Source organism: Vibrio cholerae ATCC 14035, from assembly GCF_000621645.1.
Lineage (GTDB): Bacteria > Pseudomonadota > Gammaproteobacteria > Enterobacterales > Vibrionaceae > Vibrio > Vibrio cholerae.
The window spans coordinates 18,523-37,423 of record NZ_JHXR01000029.1; the positions used below are offsets into that span (position 1 = coordinate 18,523).

Sequence of the window (18,901 nt, forward strand, 5' to 3'; positions counted from 1 at the left end):
ATCTGAAACATTATAAATTGTCCGTTGCTAACCGACCAGAGAAAATCTATATTTCACCGCGCAACGGCGGCCTGAACGGCTTGATTTCCTTGTAAATCAATAGGCTTAGTTGTTGCGATGTTGTGTTTGCAAACTCGAAATTCGAGTTAGGTAGTTTCTACCACCCGTTTTGTGCAGTTATCCCTGCCACAAAACAAATACTTCCTGTATTTATTTTTGACCTGTCTGTCAAATTTTTAGCACCGCCTTTAGGCGGTGTTTTTTTATCTGCATTTTTAGCTCCAACCAGTAAATACTGAGCTTATATACCCTAACAGCTTGGAATTGCAGGTAGGCGGCAAGAGAGTGACAAATTTGTCTGGAACAAATTTGCACAGCCATCGGCTGGCCTTTGGTGAGAGCCAAGGATGGCTCTCATAATCCCCATAAGCATAGGCAAACTATGTGATTGGCGTGAACGAACGTAGCCAACACCGCAACAGCTTCAAGTAGGAAGGGAATAAAGCGAAAAAAACGCAGAGCCTGCTGAGCAAACTCTGCGTTTTATCCATTCATGATCGCGTTATGGGCAATGAACTATCGACCATGAACTATGGACGATAAACTTTCACATTGTTAAACCCTTGTTCTTGCAGGTACAGCGCTTGTAAGCGGCTCATCACGCCACGTGAGCAGTACAGCAAGTAGGTTTTTGACTGATCGAGGTCACAAAATTGAGTCGCAAGCTTATAGAAAGGCAGATGCTTCACTTCCACACCCGCAATCTCTAGCGGGCTTTCGTCCTCTTCGTCTGGGCTACGAATATCCAGTACGACGGCGTTACCCTCTTCTGCGCTGTTAACCAACTCCACTTCAGGGGCTTTTTCCAGCGACTCTTTACCAATATCACGAATGTCGATTTGGCGCGCGTTGTACACCACTTGATCAAGCAGAGCAAAATCGAATTTGGCTTCTTCTTCTTCCAATTTCTCTTTTACCGCTTTTACGGTTGGGCTTTTTGAAATCACCCCGCAGAATTCAGGCATGGTTTTGGCGAAATCTTCCGTACCAATTTCACGCGCCAGACGGATGATGTCTTCTTTATCCCAGTTGATGAGCGGACGCAGAATCAAAGTATCGGTCACGTTATCGATATGGCGCAGGTTAGTCAGGGTTTGGCTAGAAACCTGGCCTAGCGCTTCACCCGTAACCAAAGCTTGAATGCCAAACTTCTCAGCCACCATACCGGCGGTGCGCATAAACATACGCTTGAGCACCACGCCCATTTGACCATCATCGATCTTCTCGAGGATCTCAGCCACCACAGGAGCAAAATCGATCGCGATAAATCGCACTTTGGCCGATGAACCGTATTTTTGCCACAGGTAGTAAGCGGTTTGCTTCACACCAATTTCGTGGGCGGGTCCCCCCAGATTAAAGAAGCAGTAATGCACTTTTGAACCACGTTTAATGTGCAGATAGCTCGACACACCGGAGTCGAAGCCACCAGAAATCAGGCTCAATACATCTTCTTGGGTCCCCAGAGGGAAACCACCTAAACCTTTATGACGCGCGATCACTTGGTTAAGCAGCTCATCGACCACTTCCACTTGCACGGTCACGTCAGGGTTAATCAATTTTACCTTGGCACTGGCGATGGCTTGATTGAGGCCACCCCCAACATAACGTTCGAGTTCAATAGAGGTAAAATCATGCTTACCACGGCGTTTCGCGCGCACAACAAAGGTTTTGTTTTCGAGGTTAGCGCGATTTAGCTCCAGCACTTGCTCGTAGATGTTGTGCAGATCGGTAAAGCTTGATTGCTGCACTTCCAACACTTGCTGGATACCCGGTGTGGTCGTCAGAATCTCCAACACTTCGGCGTAATAAGTATCGCTGTTTGACGTCACTTCAATATGATCACGACGATTGAATACCGCCACCCCTTGTGTGCGGGCTTTCACAATAATTCGAATATTGCTCTCAAGGATCTTTGTGAAACGCTTACGTACCGATTCACTTTTCACAAAAATTTCCGGATGGGGTTTAACGATAAATTTCATACAGTTATTCGCAATCTGAGTTAGACAATCTGGCGAGCAGCAGGTAAACCTTGGCAAGGCGCTTACCGCTAAAGGGGCGCGATTATACACGATCACACTTTATTGAGAAAAGCCCATAAAAAAGACAAGCCCAATGGCTTGCCTTTTTTAGTTTACAGTCGGTGTGTATATACCCAAACTACTTGGAGTTGCAGGTAGGCGGCAAGTGAGTGAGTCCCCATGAGCATAGATAGACTATGTGATTGGGGTGAACGAACGTAGCCAACACCGCTGCAGCTTCAAGTAGGAAGGGTATACCTTCGGTTATTGTTGTCCACCGCCTAGTGAAGGAACCTCGTCACTGTAGACTGGATCGCCTTGCAAGATACTGATTTCAACGCGGCGGTTGGTTGCCCGTTGCGCTTCGGTATCATTGGGCCCTAACGGTTGGGTATCAGCCAATCCACGCACTTGCAGTCTTAGATGGTCAAAATCTTTGACCTTTTCCATCTCTTGCGCCACCGAAACTGCGCGCTGCGCAGAGAGATCCCAGTTCGAGCGATACAGTTCAGAGTCCAATTTCTGGTTATCAGTGTGCCCTGTCACCCGCACTTTACCGGGAATGTCTTTGACCAACTCAGCAATTTGGCGTACCAGAGGGCGGAACTTAGGTTGTAAGAATGCGGAACCTTCTGGGAACGCGCCTTTTTCGCGGATCCGAATGTCAATCTGCTGCCCCAAGTTTTCCACTTCAATGGCTCCTTGCTCAATCTCTCTAGACAGTGCTTTTTTGATGCTTTCCGCCACGGTTTCCATCTGCTCTGACATCGCTTGTGCTTGCTGCTGTTGCATTTCAGATTGAGTGTTTTGGTTATCTTGCACCGAAGTTTCTGCCGATTGACCGCCAGTAAGCTGACCGGAATCACGTTGATTACCGCCCGCTCGGTCTGATTCCCCCTCTTGGAATTCCAAGGTTTGTTGGGTGATATCGATGGTTTGCTGCATGATCACATCAATCGGCGTCGGCTCTGGGCGACCGGGACGAAATTCTTGAGCAATAATACTGGTCCCTTTGGGAATATCTTTCACTTCCAAACGGTTTTGCACACCAAAGGCAAACTTCATTGAGCCAGCGATCTGCTTAAATTTCAGTACGTCCATCTCCGAAAACGAGAGCAAGAGTACGAAGAAGCACATCAGCAGTGACATCAAGTCCGCAAACGTCCCCAGCCATGCGGGCAAACCGGGAGGGGGACATTTACATTGTTGTTCGTCATCCATAGTCGGCTCCGCTACTCTTTATCAACATCAAGAATACGTTTACTTGCGTTGAGGTAGTTCTTCAAATAACTATCGATAACCCTTGGGTTCTGCCCATCTTGAATCGCTAAAACACCGTCCATGATCAGACGACGGTTGAGGGTTTCCTGATCACGACGCAGCGCAAGCTTGTCGGCAATCGGGAAGAAAATCATATTGGAAAGTACCGCACCGTACAGAGTCGTCAGCAAAGCAACCGCCATTGCAGGACCGATTGACTTGGGGTCGTCCATGTTAGATAACATGGCAACCAGACCAACCAGTGTCCCGATCATCCCCATCGCGGGTGCAACGTCACCAAAGGCGCGAAAAACTTGGGTTCCTTTGCTGTGGCGCTCATCGGTCAAGACAATATCTTTTTGCAAGGTGGCACGCACCACATCCGCATCATGGCCGTCCACCAAAAGGTCGATCCCTTTTTGCATGAAAGGATTGGGGATCTCCATCTCTTCCAACGCTAAAAAGCCACCTTTACGTGCGGCATCCGCCATCTCGACGATTTTGGCAATCAGATCTTCGGGAGCATCAGCTTTAAACATAAAGGCTTTACCAGCGATTTTGGCCGCACCAAAAAACTGCCCCATCTCGAACTTCATGAGTACGACGAAGACCGAACCGCCGACCACGATAAGAACTGATACCACGTCAACGAACATCATGATGCTGCCGCCTAGCACCATCGCCATGATAACGAAAGCCATGCCACCAATAAGACCAACCAGTGTTGCTAAATCCACGAAGCACTCCTCAGGCTACACATTCGCGATAATGAAAATCTTACCTTCATTATCGGCAACAGAATAAATTCTTTAACGAAATTGTCAGAATAGACGGTGAAAACCTTAGTCAAGTGTATACGTAAAACTGGCAGAGATGCACCTGTCACGCGCAGAGTTTTTAGCCTTCGAATTATGACTTTGTGGACTTTTTTCCATTTCGTTATCTGGCGCGGTAAAAAAGCCTTCTATTTCTGACAAAATCGCTTGGTTAAATTTGACCAGCCAAGCCCCCTGAGGTAACTTTCGTGCATCTTAAGTAAGGCATAAAAAATATGGCGAGCAAGAAACCGGAAAACATGTCCTTCGAGTCAACCATCGAAGAGCTGGAACAGTTGGTCGAACAGCTAGAAAGTGGCGATCTGGCACTGGACGAAGCACTGCGCAAATTCGAGCGTGGCATCTCTTTAGCCAGAGCTGGCCAGCTCAAACTAGACGATGCTGAGCAGCGTGTGCGGATTTTGCTCAGTAACAGTGATGATGCCCCGCTCAGCGATTTTAGCGATGTAGCAGAGTAACTCGCTCCACAGCCAGAACAACCGACAAAGATGAGTGTCCTATGATTGAGGCGTTATCCTCATACCAACAGCGAAATAACCAGCAACTGGATCAGTGGCTGAACCGTATTCCCTTTCAAACCTTGCCTTTAATCGAGGCGATGCGTTACGGGCTACTGCTCGGCGGCAAACGGGCACGGCCATATTTGGTGTACATCACGGGGCAAATGCTCGGCTGTGAGCTTAGCGACTTAGACACTCCTGCCTCAGCCGTGGAGTGTATTCACGCCTATTCGCTGATCCATGATGATTTGCCCGCCATGGATGATGATGAGCTGCGCCGCGGCAAGCCCACTTGCCATATCCAGTTTGATGAGGCCACCGCCATTTTGACCGGCGACGCCCTGCAAACCTTGGCGTTTACTATTTTGGCGGAAGGCGATCTTTCTGCTGCAGGCGAAACACAGCGCGTCGCCATGATCCAAGCTCTTGCCGAAGCTTCTGGCGCACAAGGCATGTGCCTTGGTCAAGCGTTAGATCTGGCGGCGGAAAATCGCTTAATTTCGCTAGAGGAATTGGAAACCATTCATCGCAATAAAACCGGCGCTTTAATGCGCTGCGCGATCCGTTTAGGTGCTTTAGCCGCAGGTGAAAAAGGCCGCGCCATGCTACCGCATCTTGATCGCTATGCAGAAGCGGTTGGCCTCGCGTTTCAGGTTCAAGATGACATTCTCGATATCATTAGCGATACCGAAACCCTTGGTAAACCACAGGGTTCTGACCAAGAATTAAATAAAAGTACCTACCCTGCTCTTTTAGGCTTAGAAGGAGCACAACAAAAAGCACACACTCTGTTACAAGAAGCGCTTCTGGCTTTAGAAGCAATTCCCTACAATACGGAGCATCTGGAAGAGTTCGCCCGATATGTCGTCGAGCGCAAGAACTAAACAATAAGCGCGCATACTTATGACTCTTGATATCTCAAAATACCCAACACTGGCTCTGGCGAATACGCCAGACGAACTGCGCAGCCTTCCAAAAGAAGTACTGCCTAAGCTGTGTGACGAGTTACGTACCTATTTGCTCAACTCGGTGAGCCAATCCAGCGGTCATTTGGCCTCAGGATTAGGCACCGTTGAGCTGACGGTTGCGCTGCATTACGTCTACCACACCCCATTTGATCATCTGATCTGGGATGTGGGTCATCAGGCTTACCCACATAAAATTTTGACTGGTCGTCGTGATCAGATGCCCACCATTCGCCAGAAAGATGGATTACACCCTTTCCCATGGCGTGAAGAGAGTGAATACGACACCCTCTCGGTGGGTCACTCCTCCACCTCGATCAGTGCCGCACTCGGCATGGCAATCTGTGCTGGTAAAGAAGGTAAAGACCGTAAAGTGGTCAGTGTGATTGGCGATGGCGCGATCACCGCCGGTATGGCGTTTGAAGCGATGAACCACGCGGGGGATGTGCACCCTGATATGCTGGTCGTACTCAATGACAATGAAATGTCGATTTCAGAGAATGTCGGCGCACTGAACAACCATTTGGCGCAAGTGCTGTCTGGCAGTCTCTACACCTCTATTCGCGAAGGTGGCAAGAAAGTGCTGTCTGGCATTCCGCCAATCAAAGAGCTGGTTCGTCGCACCGAAGAGCATCTCAAAGGCATGGTGGTTCCCGGAACGCTATTTGAAGAGCTCGGCTTTAACTACATTGGCCCTGTGGATGGCCATGACGTACTGGAACTGATCAAAACCCTGAAAAACATGCGTGAGCTAAAAGGGCCACAGTTCCTCCACGTGATGACCAAAAAAGGCAAAGGCTATGCGCCTGCGGAAAAAGATCCGATTGGCTATCACGGCGTGCCTAAGTTTGATCCAAGCCACCACAGCTTGCCCAAAAGCAGCAATACTAAGCCCACCTTTTCGAAAATCTTTGGCGATTTTCTGTGTGATATGGCGGCGCAAGATCCCAAGTTGATGGCGATTACCCCAGCCATGCGTGAAGGCTCTGGCATGGTACGTTTCTCCAAAGAGTACCCAAGCCAATACTTTGATGTGGCGATTGCCGAACAGCACGCAGTCACGCTGGCGACCGGTATGGCTATTGCGGGGTATCACCCGATTGTGGCGATTTACTCCACCTTCTTACAGCGTGGTTACGATCAACTGATCCACGATGTGGCGATCATGAACTTGCCGGTGATGTTTGCCATCGACCGCGCGGGGATTGTCGGAGCCGATGGTCAAACTCACCAAGGTGCGTTTGATTTAAGCTACATGCGCTGCATTCCCAACATGCTGATCATGGCTCCGGCGGATGAAAATGAATGTCGCCAAATGCTCTACACGGGTCATCAACATCAAGGGCCAAGTGCCGTGCGTTACCCACGCGGTAATGGCATGGGCGTTGAGCTAGAGAGCAGCTTTACCGCGTTGGAAATCGGCAAAGGCCGCTTAATGCGTGAAAGCACGGCATGCGAAGGTGAGAAAGTCGCGATTTTGAGTTTCGGTACTCTGCTGCCTAACGCTTTACAAGCCGCTGAAAAACTCAACGCGACAGTGGCTGACATGCGCTTTGTTAAACCACTGGATGAAGCCCTCATCAAGCAACTCGCCCAAACTCATGATGTCCTCGTGACATTGGAAGAAAATGCGATTGCCGGTGGCGCAGGGGCTGGCGTGATTGAGTTTCTGATGAAAGAGAAGCAGCTCAAGCCGGTTCTCAATCTCGGCCTACCAGATCAGTTCATCGTGCAAGGCACGCAAGAAGAGATGCATGCAGAACTTGGACTTGATGGTGCAGGCATTGAGCGAGCAATTCGCGACTATCTGGCCAAATAGTCCTTTCCACCCGCCGCTTAACGTCGCTGAGGTAGAAATCAGAAAGAGAAAAGCCTTCATGATGAAGGCTTTTTTATTGGGCTGATTGAGAAAATCATCAAGCGTTGATTAACAGCGACTCTTGCCAACCAAACTCACTAAGCAAGCCTTGCCACACTTCATCTAGTCCAGCGCGAATCACTAACGGCTGCTGGGTATAAGGATGCATAAAACGTAACTCGCTGGCATGCAGCATCAAACGTTGCGCGGAAAAGTGTTCACGAAACAGTCGGTTATGAACTCCATCGCCATGGGTGGTATCACCCACTATCGGATGACGCAGATGTGCCATATGACGACGCAGCTGATGTTTGCGCCCGGTCTTCGGTTGCATCTCCATCAAGCAATAGCGGGTAGTGGCAAACTTTCCCGTAGCAATGGGCAGTTCCACTTTGGCGAGTGGCCGATAAGCTGTCACCGCCGACTGCGCTTCTTTATCTTGCTTGGCAAATTTATCGGCAATTTTGTCGAGCTCTTCTTTGAGTGGATAATCGAGCACATTTGCCTCTTCAATCCAGCCGCGCACAATGGCGTGGTAGGTTTTCTCCATCTCATGATTGGCAAACATCGGCATCACTTCAGAGGCAATCTGACTCGAAAGCGCAAACACCAACACACCGGATGTCGGGCGATCCAGACGGTGTAGCGGGAAAACGTGCTGACCAATTTGATCGCGCAGGGTCTGCATCACAAACTCGGTTTCATGCTTGTCGAGCCATGAACGGTGCACCAACATGCCAGCCGGTTTATTGACCGCCACCAAATATTCATCTTGATAAACAATCTCGAGCATCTATTGGCACACCTTGTCGATTTGTTGAATGACCGCAAGCACCGCTTGATAACGGGCCTCACCTTGCCACACTTCTGAGAAATACGGCTCCAGCGCGAAACCACGCGGTACCGCATTTTGGGCGATCGCCTGTTGCATTTTGGGCAGAAAAATCCACTGCAGCCACTCATGGGGCAACAGAGTATCCACTGCAAAGGGCTCTTGGCTGACGAGAGCTTGTGAAGAAGGCGGTGTCGCTTGCCACAATTGCGCAGCACGCAATCTGACTTCCAACTCATCGAGTAACTTCACCAATACGGCGTTGAACTGCATAATTCGTCCGGTTTATTTCTATGATGACCTTGAAAAAGTGCCATAGAGTACCATTTATTGGAGAAAGAAAGTTAGGATCAATTTCCGCATGGACACTATTCGTACCCTCACGGCTCTGCTGCAAAATAGCGGCTGCCAGTACCAAATTTTTGATCTCGGACGCCGCGTGCAAGCGATGGATAACCGCCAATTTGCTCAAGTGGAGTTAGGTCAACAAGCTTACCCGTTTCCGCTACAACGTCATGCACAATTCGCTATCGTGTATTGGAATGAACAGCGTCAACCTTGGATCTGGATGCTCAAATTTGCACTTGATGAACGTGGCTTACTGCAACAAGCCGATGTTGGGCAATTTATTCAATATCTGCTCGAAGCAATGGGCAGCCGACTCCATCAATCTTTGACGGAAGAGCAGCAACAGAAGCTCGCCAATAATCCTTACACTTTCAAACCCAGTGAAGACAAACTCGCGATGCTGCATAGCCATATTCGCATGCAGCTTGGTCTAGCCTGCAGCCAATACTACGAACACGCTCAGCACTATTTTTCAGGCGGTTTAGGCTGGGATAAGTGGCATACGGTGGGTTTGCAAGGGATTACCGATCTTTGTGCCCGTTTAGAGCAAGAACAAAACGGCGTATTGCTCCGTAAAGCCCTGACTCATTTGCCTGCCCAGCCACTTTACGCTGTGCTCGGGGCATTAGAGCATGTCACCTTACCGGAAAAACTGGCGAAACGCTTAAGTGAGCTTGCGGAGGCGGAAGTCAAAGCCAGCGATCCAGATCTGTTTTTGCTCGCGGCTCTAGTGAGAGCCTTGGCCGGAGCGCCTGCCAATATCCTTGATGCGACTTGCGATGCGATTCTCGCCTCTCCCGCAATTTGCCATCCAGAAGTGCTGATTGCGCTTGCAGGACGCAGTTGGATGAGCTTAGAAAATAGCGGCCGTGCGCAACGCTTTTTGATCCGCTTAGCGCAAACTCAAAATCAACCCTTATTTAATCAATTGTTCGCGGACGTGGTCATGCTGCCCGCACTACGGGGAGTGATGCTGCCTCTATTGCACGCCAGCCCATCACCAGAGTTGGCGCAGGCTCTAGAGCAGTTACAGCAGATGACACGAGGATAATTCATGATTGGCGATTTGCTCTTGATACTGGCGCTCTGTTTTGCGGGATTTCTGTTTTGGCAGCAGCGCCATCAAGCGGAAATCGCCAAACAAGCGATTCAACGCCACTGTGACAAGCTTGATTTGCAACTGCTCAACGTCGCTTTTGGCCAGCATAAATTCAAAACGCCCTCTGGCCAGTGGCGTTGGCACACCATTTATTTGTTTGAGTTTTCCTCACTTGGCGACGATTGTTACCAAGGTCAGTTAGAAATGCGAGGATTTAGAACGGTAGGTTTTGCTCTGCCACCGCACCGGATGGGCTAAGCCTATCCGCTTCAGCCGTCCAGACATATTGGCTACATGGGCCATAAAATTCATCCACATCCATGGCGTGGATAAAACCGAGCTTTTGCAAAATAGTACGCGCAGCTTCATGTTGCGCTTTAATAGTTGCGACCACACGCTGTAAACCAAAACGCTGACACATATTGGGGAAAAAGGCATTCAACGCTTCACTGGCGAATCCTTGTCCCCAGTAGGCTTTATCAAATAGAAAGCCCAACTCAGCGCGCCCTTCACTCTCAAATTCGATGAAGACATGCCCCATGTACTCACGGTTATAGTTATCCAGCACGGCCATCGCGTACAGTGAAGAATCATGCAATACCCGCTGAAAAAGCTGTTTCGCTGCCGCTACGGTCGTCGGCCCGTTCATCAGGGCACGGTTTTTCGCACAATAATTGAGCACCAGAAAATCTGACTCAAACGCCTCAGTGTAAGGGATAAGTAGCGTTCTTCGGGTCGCTATGGTCACGGACATTCCTTGTATAGCAGAAAAATCAAACGGAAATAGCGCCTTCCCAGATAGAAAGGCGCTATTTTTATTAACAATGACCTCGTCCATATCAAGGATCGAATGACACGAGGTAAAGCCTGCTGACGTTGTTATTTTTATGGTTTATCAAGAACCTGATATGCGCTTATTTTTTTGTTAGCCAATATTGTGACCAATTTGGCCTGATTAACGCAGGTTCTTTTGCTCGAAAGGGAGATTAAGGAAAGCCCCGACACAGGTGTCGGGGCTTAATCTTAGTCGCAGCATCCGGCTACTTGAATGTGCTCCATGCATCATCCTTAACGGGCTGATCCTTTCAGCGAACTCCGAGCATCGCCATCCTAGCGGTGTCCTATTTATCCTGATGCCGAATAATCCTATTCAGCCTTCATCACTTGTTCCTTGAGCGGTGTCCTTGCCATCGTCCTGATGGGGTTCCCTCTCACATCCCTAGAGTATCCTGAATCATCCTTGCAGCTCACCTCACTGTGCGCTGACGCATTCCTTATGCGTGTCCGGCTTCCTGCTTGTGGTCATCCTCACCACTTCTCATCCTGAGAATCACCGTTCCTAGGTCATTTCCTTCGACAAGAGATAATTTACCCGTTTTGCTTTTTCGTACAAGCGGCTGCTGGCCTACAGGCTAAGCCCCCAAACCCAACCAATAAAATAGACATTAAAAATCAAACAGATAAGTAAGCCCCCTCGTTATTCCTGCATCAATTCACTGTTTTTGCTTACACAAGGTGTAAGCGATCTCTCACAAACGATTGCCCCTTTTGCTCGCGAGTGTTTCTCAGTAAGATGGCGGCAAACCCGAATAAGGAAAGATTATGCTGACCAAAGACGTGTCTCAAGAGCTGGAAGAGATCCTCAATAGCCTGCAGCAGCAAGGCAAAGAGCCTTCTGTCGCACTGGTCAAAGCGCGTTTAAAAACGCCAGTGCCAATGCCTGCGATTATTGCCACGATAAAAAGTTGGAAAAGTACCCAACGCATCCCCAAAGTCGAGGTCGCCACGACAAATACTGCCCCGAGCCTTGAGCAGCGCATTGAACAATTAGAACAGACGATTTTACAGCTTACAGCGCGTATTGAAGCGCTCGAAAGCACAAACAAAGGAGGGCAAGCATGAAGATTTGGGTAGACGCCGATGCGTGTCCGAAAGTGATCCGTGAAACGCTGATCCGCGCCGCTGAGCGTACAGGCGTTGAATGTACCTTTGTCGCCAACCATCTGATCCCACTGCCCAAACGCGACAATATTCGCGCGCTACAAGTCTCTTCAGGGTTTGATATTGCCGACAATGAGATAGTCAGACGCACCGAAGCGGGCGATTTGGTCATAACGGCAGATATCCCCCTCGCGGATGAAGTGATCAGCAAAGGTGGTTTGGCGCTCAATCCACGCGGTGAGCTCTACACCAAAGAGACCATCAAAGCGCGCCTGAATATTCGCGATTTTATGGATACCATGCGCGCCAGCGGCATTCAAACCGGTGGCCCTGCCGCCCTTTCGCAGACCGAACGGCGCGAGTTTGCCAATCATCTGGACAGAATTTTGGCTAAGCGCACTGGGTAATGAGATTTTCTGATGTGTAAAAAAGCCTGCGATATGCGCAGGCTTTTTCGTATGCAGAACAAACACTATGGCGTGTAGTAAGTGGCGGCGCCAGGGCCAACCGGCAGACCTAACACAAATACCCACACGTAGAACAGTAAGCTCCAACCCACCATAAACACCACCGAATACGGCAACATGGTTGCGATCAAAGTACCGATACCGAGGTTTTTCATATAACGCGTCGCCACCGCCAGAATCAAGCCAAAGTAGCTCATCATCGGGGTGATGATGTTAGTGACCGAGTCACCGATACGATAGGCCGCTTGAATCACTTCTGGAGCATAGCCCACCAACATCAGCATAGGCACGAAAATCGGCGCGGTGACTGCCCATTGCGCAGAGGCAGAGCCAATCATCAGGTTGATGTAACCACACATCAAAATGAAGGCGAAGAACAGCATGGGTCCCGTCAGTCCGATGTCTTTCAGGAAATCCGCGCCGAGTACCGCCAATACTTGACCAAACTTTGTCCAACTAAAGAAGGCAACGAACTGCGCCGCAAAAAATACCAGCACAATGTACATGCCCATAGAAGACATCGATTTCGCCATCGCATTAATCACATCACGATCGGTTTTCATCGTGCCAACCACACGGCCATAGACATAGCCGGGAATAGCAAAAAAGATAAAGATAAAGGCGACGATGCTCTTTAAAAATGGCGAACCAGAAACGAGGCCATCCTCTCCACGCAGCACGCCATCCGCCGGTACAATTGTCCAAGCCAATAATGCGCTCACCACAACAACCGCTAATCCAGCATAGGCCAGCGCTTTTTTCTCTAGCGCCGTCAGAGAACCCATTTTGTCTTGGCTTAAGTCATCGCTGGCTTCTGATACATCATATTTGCCCAGTTTGGGCTCAACGATTTTCTCGGTCACGAATGCACCTAAAATCGCAATCACAAAGGTAGAAGCCGCCATAAAGTACCAGTTGACTTCAGGACCAACGCTGTAAGTAGGATCAATCATACGAGCGGCGGTTTCGGTAATCCCTGAAAGCAAAGGATCGACGGTGCCAATTAACAGGTTTGCCGAATAACCACCAGAAACACCTGCAAACGCCGCAGCGAGTCCCGCGAGCGGGTGACGACCTAGCGAATGGAACAGCATGGCTGCCAGTGGAATAAGAACCACGTAGCCTAATTCAGATGCCGTGTTAGAAATAATACCGGCAAACACGACAGTGAAAGTGACCATGCGCTTTGAAGCGCCCATCACCAGACCACGCATTGCCGCAGAGAGCAACCCAGAGTGCTCCGCAATGGCGACACCCAGCATGGCCACCAACACGGTGCCTAAAGGAGCAAAGCCGACAAAGTTTTTCACTAAGTTGGTTACGATAAGCTCTAATCCATCGGCATTGAGTAAGCTGACAACATGGATCATGCCATCTGCAGCACGACCTTTCGCGCCTTCAGGACGAGGGTCCACAACTGACAGCTCGAAGTACCCAGCGATACCCGAAGCAACCAGTAGTACAACACAGAAAATGGCAAATAATGTGATGGGATGGGGTAATAGGTTCCCCAAATATTCCACACCATCAAGAAAACGGGTAATTAAAGGTTTCTTAGGTGCGTTTTGATTTATTGAAGCAGATGAACTCATCTGTTCCCTCCTTGTCATGATTCCTATGCATTTGTGACAGAAATGTCAAAAGCGCGCGCAGAGTACTCGACAAAAAAGGTAAATTAAAAAGCAAAAATGTTACAAAATTTATCCAAATGAATAACTTCTAACCTGAAAATAAAAAATAACCAGATGATCATGAGCATGAATAACCATCTGGTTAGATAAAAATCTTGCTACTAGCGCTGAACGGCTTTAAAGCGAGGATTTGATTTGCAGATCACATACAAACGGCCACGGCGTTTGACGATTTGACAATCTGGGTGACGATTTTTAGCGCTTTTTAGCGAGCTGAGCACTTTCATTTTGACTCCTTAGCAAACTGACCGAAACGACGAGTGAAGTTCGCAACGCGACCTTCTTTTTGTACCACACGTTGTTTACCGGTATAGAACGGGTGAGATTCTGACGAAACCTCGATGGTAATGTAGGGGTAAGTTTTGCCTTCCCACTCAATAGTGCGATCGGTTTGCAAAGTAGAACCAACTACAAAATAGTGATCAACCGTGGTATCGTGGAACACCACTTTACGGTAATCGGGATGAATGCCTGCTTTCATCTTAAACTCAAAACCTCAAATTGTTATGTTATAACATTTTAATTAATAATTATTCTCAAGGTGATTTGCAAGCGATTTTTACGTCTAGCTATGCTATTTTTTTCCTCAACATCGTGTGAATATCGATAAAAAACATGTATCCCATTGAACCTATTGCAATTATTGAAAGCCCATACCAAGAAAAATTTGCCGTACCTCGTCAACCACGTTTGGTGCCAAGCGCGACCGCAAGAGTCAAATTGCTCGGTGAGTGCAACTGCGCGGAATCCATTCGTGGCATAGAGCAATTTAGCCATGTCTGGCTGCTATTTTTGTTCGACCAAAACCTCGCCGCAGGTTGGAAACCGACCGTACGTCCACCTCGTCTTGGTGGTAATGAACGAGTGGGTGTTTTCGCTTCACGAGCAACTTTTCGCCCTAATGGAATTGGCATGTCAGCGGTCGAGTTAAAAGGGGTAAGCAAAGAAGGCGATCAATATTATTTAGAGCTCGGAAGCGTCGACTTGGTCAATGGCACACCGATCATTGATATCAAGCCTTATATCCCCTACTCCGATTCCATTACCGACGCGCAAGGTGGCTATGCCGAGCAAGAGCCACAACGCATGGCGGTTACCTTCAGTGATGCAGCGCGGCAAATGCTCCAGGCACATCCTGAAGGTAAGATTCGCCAAGCAGTGATCCGTGAAGTGTTAGCGCAAGATCCGCGCCCAGCTTACAAAAAACATCGCGCTGACGATAAGTTATATGCGGTGAATTTGTACGATTGGAACGTGAAATTTACGGTTAACGCTGAAGCAATCGTTGTCAACGCAATTGAACCCTTTTGACAAAACCATTTGGCTGATATTATTAGCGCCCAAATTCGCTTTAGATCCCCAAACCACTTCCAGTGGCAGATAGATGACAAGTGAGTGAATCACCATAAGCATAGAGAGACTATGTGATTGGGCTGCACCCACTTAGCCAACACGCCTGCCGCTTGCAGTAAGAAGGGAATGACGTCACTCCTGTTAAAGCGATCCTTTAAACTTTGATGAAACGGATACCATAGAATGCGTACCAGTAACTATCTTCTTTCCACTCTGAAGGAGACTCCAAACGACGCAGAAGTTGTGAGCCATAAGCTCATGCTCCGTGCAGGTATGATCCGTAAGCTGGCTTCAGGTCTCTATACTTGGCTGCCTACTGGTCTGCGTGTACTGCGTAAAGTCGAAAACATCGTTCGCCAAGAGATCGATAATGCCGGTGCAATCGAAACCTTGATGCCGGTGGTGCAGCCGTTTGAATTGTGGGAAGAGACTGGTCGCTCTGAAAAAATGGGCCCAGAGCTACTGCGCTTTACTGACCGCCATGAGCGTCCGTTTGTTTTAAGCCCAACTGCGGAAGAAGTGATCACGGCGCTGGTGCGTAATGAGGTGAGCTCTTACAAGCAGTTGCCACTGAACTTGTATCAAATTCAAACCAAATTCCGTGATGAACGCCGTCCACGTTTTGGTGTGATGCGTGCCCGTGAATTCTGCATGATGGATGCGTACAGCTTTGATATCGACAAAGCGGGCCTAGAAAAATCCTACGAAGCCATGCACGTTGCGTATTGCAAAGCGTTTGACCGTATGGGCCTCGATTACCGCCCAGTGCTAGCGGATACTGGTGCTATCGGTGGTAACGGCTCACACGAATTCCACGTACTGGCAGAAAGTGGCGAAGATCTGATCGCCTTCTCAACCGAATCGGATTACGCAGCCAACATCGAAAAAGCCGAAGCGGTTGCACCGGCGATTGAGCGCCCAGCGCCTACGCAAGCGATGACCTTGGTTGATACCCCTAACGCAAAAACCATCGCAGAATTGGTTGAGCAGCACGGTCTGCCTATCGAAAAAACGGTGAAAACCTTATTTGTCAAAGCCTCAGATGAAATCGATGCGCCTATCGTTGCGCTGATCATCCGTGGTGACCATGAACTGAACGAAATCAAAGCCGAGAAACTGGCCGAAGTGGCCTCGCCGCTGGAAATGGCCAGCGAAGAAGAGATTCGCGCGCTGATCGGTGCAGGCCCTGGCTCATTAGGCCCTGTCGGCCTGAAACTGCCATTTATTGTTGACCGCACCGTTGCTGTGATGAACGATTTCGGCGCTGGCGCAAACATCGATGGTAAACACTACTTCGGTATCAACTGGGGTCGTGATGTTGAACTGGGTAAAGTCGAAGATCTGCGTAATGTGGTTGAAGGCGATCCAAGCCCATGTGGCAAAGGCACACTGATGCTCAAGCGCGGTATCGAAGTGGGTCACATCTTCCAATTGGGTACCAACTACTCTGAAAAGATGAACTGTGGCGTACTCGATTCGAACGGTAAAAACGTCATTCTTGAGATGGGTTGCTACGGTATCGGCGTCTCTCGCGTCGTCGCGGCAGCCATCGAACAAAACCATGACGATTACGGCATCATTTGGCCTGATGCGATTGCACCTTTCCAAGTGGCTATTGTGCCGATGAACATGCACAAATCTGAGCGTGTTCAGCAAGCCGCTGAAAAATTGTATGCAGAATTGACAGCTGCAGGCATCGAAGTGCTGTTTGATGATCGTAAAGAGCGTCCGGGCGTCATGTTCTCAGATATGGAGCTGATCGGCGTGCCACACACCATCATCATTGGTGATCGCAGCATGGATGAAGGCCACTTCGAATACAAAAATCGCCGTCAAGGTGAGAAAGAAGCCGTGGCAATGGAGTCAATCATCGACTTTATCCAAGCCAAACTGGCCTAATTTTCGGTCACATTCACTTAAAAAGGCTGCCATCGAGCAGCCTTTTTATTACCAGTTTTCCCCAAACGACTTGGATTTGCAGGTAGGCGGCAAGTGAGTTCATCCCATGAGCATAGAGAGGCTATGTGATTGGGGTGAACGAACGCGGCCAACACCGCTGCAACTTCAAGAAGGAAGGAGATATTAATATTAGATTCATTTTTCATCATCTACACTGAGTCAAAACCAGAGGAGATAGCCCATGGATCTAAAATCATTACTTAACCAAGCACTGAGTTCTGACTTAGTGAAAAAAGGCAGTGAACAGCTTAAAAACCTAGGTCAAGATAAAAGCCAGCTCGGTGCTTTGGGGGCTGGCGCGTTAGGTGGCGGCTTATTGGGCATGCTGCTTGGCTCAAAGAAAAGTGCCAAATGGGGCAAAAGCGCGCTAAAAGTCGGCGGTGCTGCTGCACTTGGCGCACTGGCGTATAAGGTCTACAACGATTGGAACGCCAAACAAAATGGTCAATCCGCACCGACTCCGTTTGATGAAAGCAATCCTCGTCATGAGCTGATCATTTTAAAAGCCATGATTGCCGCCGCGAAAGCCGATGGGCATGTGGATGAGCAAGAGATGGCGCGAATCCAACAAGCGATTGAAGAGCTAGGCGCAGATAACCAAGTACAACAATTGGTTGAACAAGAACTGCGCAAGCCATTGGATCCTTCTGAAATCGCTCGGTTTGCGCAAAACCCAGCTCAAGCATCTGAGCTGTATCTGGCGTCATTGCTGATTGCCGATGAACAGAACTTTATGGAAAAAGCTTATCTCAATGAACTTGCTAAACAACTAGGCTTGGATGATCAATTGGTCGCACAGCTGAATTTACAAGTCACTGGCCAATAATTCACCACTCATGAGGCTTCATTGAGCCAGCGCAAGTAGTAGGTTTGGTATTTCTCTGCTCTCAAGGTATATTGAGAGCAGTTATCATTTGAGGACACCCTGATGAAAGTTTATGACTGTTGTGAACTGGTACGCGAGCTTTATGCGCAAATTGGTAGTGGTGATCAAGGCTATATTCCGCAAGCTATCAGCTGCGCTGTACGTGCATTAAACGAGATTGCGGCTGATACCGCCCTGCCACTGGCGGCACGAGAAAAAGCGGCGTTTGCGGCAGCGAATTTACTGATTTCCGATTTTGAGGATTAATCACCATGAATCTCGCGAATTTTGCCACTATGGATCCGATCATGCTGATGAGCATCATTAACATGAAACTGCGTGACGACTTTGGTGGCGATTTGGATAAATTGGTTAACTATTTCGATATTGATCGCAGCGCGTTAGAAGCTAAGTTAGCGAGCGCTGGTTTTGAATTTTTACCGCAAGTCGGCCAATTCCGCTAAATCAACGGTTATCGCAAAGCGCCCTTTCAAATCGGGGCTGAAAAAATAAAAATCCGCCTTCTTAGAAGGCGGTTTTAATATAAGCCCCCTAAAAGGGGGCCACGGCGCTGTTAGTCTCTCAATAACTCTAACTGCTGCTCTTGCTCAAGCTCTTTTTTGTCTTGATGCCGTACATACCGTCTAATGATTTCTTCATTTACACCTACCGTATCCACAAAATAGCCTCGCGCCCAAAAATGATTTCCCCATAACTTTTTCCTGATATGTGGAAACTTGTTGAATAGCCTAATTGCACTCCTACCCTTTAAAACTCCCATCAACGTCGAAATCGATACTTTGGGCGGAATTATCGCAACTAAGTGGACATGATCTGGCTGAACAT

22 protein-coding genes and 1 pseudogene are annotated in these 18,901 nt (G+C 48.7%); 13 read left to right on the forward strand and 10 right to left on the reverse strand.

Annotated elements, in window-relative coordinates; all coding sequences use genetic code 11:
* Positions 1 to 590 precede the first annotated feature (590 nt).
* From thiI to pomA, 3 genes are all read right to left on the reverse strand, one after another.
* Positions 591 to 2,042 carry a tRNA uracil 4-sulfurtransferase ThiI gene (thiI, locus tag T411_RS0113765; RefSeq protein WP_000668916.1) on the reverse strand — a complete coding sequence of 484 codons (1,452 nt, stop codon included), beginning with the start codon at positions 2,040 to 2,042 and terminating at the stop codon, positions 591 to 593.
* A gap of 303 nt (positions 2,043 to 2,345) precedes the next feature.
* On the reverse strand, positions 2,346 to 3,302 hold the full coding sequence (locus T411_RS0113770) for a flagellar motor protein MotB (protein ID WP_000340821.1): 957 nt from the start codon (positions 3,300 to 3,302) through the stop codon (positions 2,346 to 2,348).
* Between the two features lie 11 nt (positions 3,303 to 3,313).
* Positions 3,314 to 4,027, reverse strand: coding sequence for a flagellar motor protein PomA (gene pomA / locus T411_RS0113775; protein ID WP_001922974.1), 714 nt, complete (start codon positions 4,025 to 4,027; stop codon positions 3,314 to 3,316).
* Between pomA and T411_RS1000000121305 the strand changes: the two genes are divergently transcribed.
* The 4 genes from T411_RS1000000121305 (at position 3,936) to dxs (ending at position 7,461) form a co-directional block, all read left to right on the forward strand.
* Positions 3,936 to 4,145: a hypothetical protein gene (locus tag T411_RS1000000121305; RefSeq protein WP_001885989.1), complete on the forward strand. Its 210-nt coding sequence runs from the start codon at positions 3,936 to 3,938 to the stop codon at positions 4,143 to 4,145. The genes pomA and T411_RS1000000121305 overlap by 92 nt on opposite strands.
* Positions 4,146 to 4,392: 247 nt before the next feature.
* Complete coding sequence (gene xseB / locus T411_RS0113780) at positions 4,393 to 4,635, forward strand: exodeoxyribonuclease VII small subunit (protein WP_000157114.1); 243 nt, start codon at positions 4,393 to 4,395, stop codon at positions 4,633 to 4,635.
* A gap of 41 nt (positions 4,636 to 4,676) precedes the next feature.
* Positions 4,677 to 5,561, forward strand: coding sequence for a (2E,6E)-farnesyl diphosphate synthase (gene ispA / locus T411_RS0113785; protein ID WP_000568617.1), 885 nt, complete (start codon positions 4,677 to 4,679; stop codon positions 5,559 to 5,561).
* A 19-nt stretch (positions 5,562 to 5,580) separates the two neighbouring features.
* Positions 5,581 to 7,461: a 1-deoxy-D-xylulose-5-phosphate synthase gene (gene dxs, locus T411_RS0113790; protein WP_000171170.1), complete on the forward strand. Its 1,881-nt coding sequence runs from the start codon at positions 5,581 to 5,583 to the stop codon at positions 7,459 to 7,461.
* A 97-nt stretch (positions 7,462 to 7,558) separates the two neighbouring features.
* Here dxs and truC read toward each other — a convergent pair whose 3' ends face one another.
* Complete coding sequence (gene truC, locus T411_RS0113795; RefSeq protein WP_000890132.1) at positions 7,559 to 8,293, reverse strand: tRNA pseudouridine(65) synthase TruC; 735 nt, start codon at positions 8,291 to 8,293, stop codon at positions 7,559 to 7,561.
* Positions 8,294 to 8,605 carry a YqcC family protein gene (locus tag T411_RS0113800; RefSeq protein WP_001160170.1) on the reverse strand — a complete coding sequence of 104 codons (312 nt, stop codon included), beginning with the start codon at positions 8,603 to 8,605 and terminating at the stop codon, positions 8,294 to 8,296.
* A gap of 88 nt (positions 8,606 to 8,693) precedes the next feature.
* On the opposite strand from T411_RS0113800, the gene T411_RS0113805 reads away from it, so the two are divergent.
* Together T411_RS0113805 and T411_RS0113810 are read left to right on the forward strand one after the other, a co-directional pair.
* Positions 8,694 to 9,731 (forward strand): DUF3549 family protein, encoded by a 1,038-nt coding sequence (locus T411_RS0113805; RefSeq protein ID WP_000379749.1) that lies wholly within the window; start codon positions 8,694 to 8,696, stop codon positions 9,729 to 9,731.
* 3 nt (positions 9,732 to 9,734) lie between these two features.
* The gene (locus T411_RS0113810) at positions 9,735 to 10,037 is read left to right on the forward strand and encodes a DUF3301 domain-containing protein (protein ID WP_000578705.1); all 303 of its coding nucleotides are present in this window, start codon (positions 9,735 to 9,737) and stop codon (positions 10,035 to 10,037) included.
* On the opposite strand, the gene T411_RS0113815 is transcribed toward T411_RS0113810, so the two are convergent.
* On the reverse strand, positions 9,994 to 10,527 hold the full coding sequence (locus T411_RS0113815) for a GNAT family N-acetyltransferase (protein ID WP_000150757.1): 534 nt from the start codon (positions 10,525 to 10,527) through the stop codon (positions 9,994 to 9,996). The genes T411_RS0113810 and T411_RS0113815 overlap by 44 nt on opposite strands.
* A gap of 854 nt (positions 10,528 to 11,381) precedes the next feature.
* Here T411_RS0113815 and T411_RS0113820 point away from each other — a divergent pair.
* Positions 11,382 to 11,681 (forward strand): hypothetical protein, encoded by a 300-nt coding sequence (locus T411_RS0113820; RefSeq protein WP_000956112.1) that lies wholly within the window; start codon positions 11,382 to 11,384, stop codon positions 11,679 to 11,681.
* Positions 11,678 to 12,127, forward strand: coding sequence for a YaiI/YqxD family protein (locus T411_RS0113825; protein WP_000708225.1), 450 nt, complete (start codon positions 11,678 to 11,680; stop codon positions 12,125 to 12,127). Before T411_RS0113820 ends, T411_RS0113825 begins: the two co-directional genes overlap by 4 nt.
* 65 nt (positions 12,128 to 12,192) lie before the next feature.
* Here the strand turns inward: T411_RS0113825 and T411_RS0113830 are convergent, their stop codons facing one another.
* The 3 genes from T411_RS0113830 to T411_RS0113840 all read right to left on the reverse strand — a co-directional run bounded on the left by T411_RS0113830 (position 12,193) and on the right by T411_RS0113840 (position 14,359).
* Positions 12,193 to 13,779, reverse strand: a complete 1,587-nt coding sequence (locus T411_RS0113830) for an AbgT family transporter (RefSeq protein WP_000098861.1) — start codon at positions 13,777 to 13,779, stop codon at positions 12,193 to 12,195.
* Between the two features lie 200 nt (positions 13,780 to 13,979).
* Positions 13,980 to 14,105 carry a type B 50S ribosomal protein L36 gene (gene ykgO, locus T411_RS0113835; protein ID WP_000866542.1) on the reverse strand — a complete coding sequence of 42 codons (126 nt, stop codon included), beginning with the start codon at positions 14,103 to 14,105 and terminating at the stop codon, positions 13,980 to 13,982.
* Positions 14,102 to 14,359, reverse strand: a complete 258-nt coding sequence (locus T411_RS0113840; RefSeq protein WP_000643440.1) for a type B 50S ribosomal protein L31 — start codon at positions 14,357 to 14,359, stop codon at positions 14,102 to 14,104. The genes ykgO and T411_RS0113840 overlap by 4 nt, the downstream gene beginning before the upstream one ends.
* Before the next feature lie 134 nt (positions 14,360 to 14,493).
* Between T411_RS0113840 and tsaA the strand changes: the two genes are divergently transcribed.
* From tsaA to T411_RS0113865, 5 genes are all read left to right on the forward strand, one after another.
* A complete protein-coding gene (tsaA, locus tag T411_RS0113845) occupies positions 14,494 to 15,189 on the forward strand; it encodes a tRNA (N6-threonylcarbamoyladenosine(37)-N6)-methyltransferase TrmO (protein ID WP_000283242.1) in 696 nt (231 codons plus the stop codon).
* A gap of 225 nt (positions 15,190 to 15,414) precedes the next feature.
* Positions 15,415 to 17,130: a proline--tRNA ligase gene (locus T411_RS0113850; RefSeq protein ID WP_001260664.1), complete on the forward strand. Its 1,716-nt coding sequence runs from the start codon at positions 15,415 to 15,417 to the stop codon at positions 17,128 to 17,130.
* Positions 17,131 to 17,371: 241 nt separating this feature from the next.
* The gene (locus T411_RS0113855; protein WP_000364592.1) at positions 17,372 to 18,016 is read left to right on the forward strand and encodes a tellurite resistance TerB family protein; all 645 of its coding nucleotides are present in this window, start codon (positions 17,372 to 17,374) and stop codon (positions 18,014 to 18,016) included.
* Between the two features lie 102 nt (positions 18,017 to 18,118).
* Entirely contained in the window at positions 18,119 to 18,322 is a 204-nt protein-coding gene (locus tag T411_RS0113860; protein WP_000870111.1) for a YaeP family protein, read from the forward strand.
* 5 nt (positions 18,323 to 18,327) lie between these two features.
* A complete protein-coding gene (locus T411_RS0113865) occupies positions 18,328 to 18,519 on the forward strand; it encodes a DUF4250 domain-containing protein (protein WP_001046693.1) in 192 nt (63 codons plus the stop codon).
* Between the two features lie 110 nt (positions 18,520 to 18,629).
* Here the strand turns inward: T411_RS0113865 and tnpA are convergent.
* A pseudogene (gene tnpA / locus T411_RS01000000119480) lies at positions 18,630 to 18,901 on the reverse strand (IS200/IS605-like element IS1004 family transposase); the annotation flags it as partial.

Bases quoted from the DNA above. Each gene is read 5' to 3' on its own strand.
- ykgO (WP_000866542.1), bottom strand. From the start codon at position 14,105: ATGAAAGTGCTCAGCTCGCTAAAAAGCGCTAAAAATCGTCACCCAGAT.
- T411_RS0113820 (WP_000956112.1), top strand. From the start codon at position 11,382: ATGCTGACCAAAGACGTGTCTCAAGAGCTGGAAGAGATCCTCAATAGC.
- ispA (WP_000568617.1), top strand. From the start codon at position 4,677: ATGATTGAGGCGTTATCCTCATACCAACAGCGAAATAACCAGCAACTG.
- thiI (WP_000668916.1), bottom strand. From the start codon at position 2,042: ATGAAATTTATCGTTAAACCCCATCCGGAAATTTTTGTGAAAAGTGAA.
- T411_RS0113825 (WP_000708225.1), top strand. From the start codon at position 11,678: ATGAAGATTTGGGTAGACGCCGATGCGTGTCCGAAAGTGATCCGTGAA.
- tsaA (WP_000283242.1), top strand. From the start codon at position 14,494: ATGTATCCCATTGAACCTATTGCAATTATTGAAAGCCCATACCAAGAA.
- T411_RS0113770 (WP_000340821.1), bottom strand. From the start codon at position 3,302: ATGGATGACGAACAACAATGTAAATGTCCCCCTCCCGGTTTGCCCGCA.
- xseB (WP_000157114.1), top strand. From the start codon at position 4,393: ATGGCGAGCAAGAAACCGGAAAACATGTCCTTCGAGTCAACCATCGAA.
- T411_RS0113865 (WP_001046693.1), top strand. From the start codon at position 18,328: ATGAATCTCGCGAATTTTGCCACTATGGATCCGATCATGCTGATGAGC.
- pomA (WP_001922974.1), bottom strand. From the start codon at position 4,027: ATGGCGATGGTGCTAGGCGGCAGCATCATGATGTTCGTTGACGTGGTA.
- truC (WP_000890132.1), bottom strand. From the start codon at position 8,293: ATGCTCGAGATTGTTTATCAAGATGAATATTTGGTGGCGGTCAATAAA.
- T411_RS0113840 (WP_000643440.1), bottom strand. From the start codon at position 14,359: ATGAAAGCAGGCATTCATCCCGATTACCGTAAAGTGGTGTTCCACGAT.
- T411_RS0113850 (WP_001260664.1), top strand. From the start codon at position 15,415: ATGCGTACCAGTAACTATCTTCTTTCCACTCTGAAGGAGACTCCAAAC.
- T411_RS1000000121305 (WP_001885989.1), top strand. From the start codon at position 3,936: ATGAGTACGACGAAGACCGAACCGCCGACCACGATAAGAACTGATACC.
- T411_RS0113855 (WP_000364592.1), top strand. From the start codon at position 17,372: ATGGATCTAAAATCATTACTTAACCAAGCACTGAGTTCTGACTTAGTG.
- T411_RS0113800 (WP_001160170.1), bottom strand. From the start codon at position 8,605: ATGCAGTTCAACGCCGTATTGGTGAAGTTACTCGATGAGTTGGAAGTC.
- T411_RS0113805 (WP_000379749.1), top strand. From the start codon at position 8,694: ATGGACACTATTCGTACCCTCACGGCTCTGCTGCAAAATAGCGGCTGC.
- dxs (WP_000171170.1), top strand. From the start codon at position 5,581: ATGACTCTTGATATCTCAAAATACCCAACACTGGCTCTGGCGAATACG.
- T411_RS0113830 (WP_000098861.1), bottom strand. From the start codon at position 13,779: ATGAGTTCATCTGCTTCAATAAATCAAAACGCACCTAAGAAACCTTTA.
- T411_RS0113810 (WP_000578705.1), top strand. From the start codon at position 9,735: ATGATTGGCGATTTGCTCTTGATACTGGCGCTCTGTTTTGCGGGATTT.
- T411_RS0113860 (WP_000870111.1), top strand. From the start codon at position 18,119: ATGAAAGTTTATGACTGTTGTGAACTGGTACGCGAGCTTTATGCGCAA.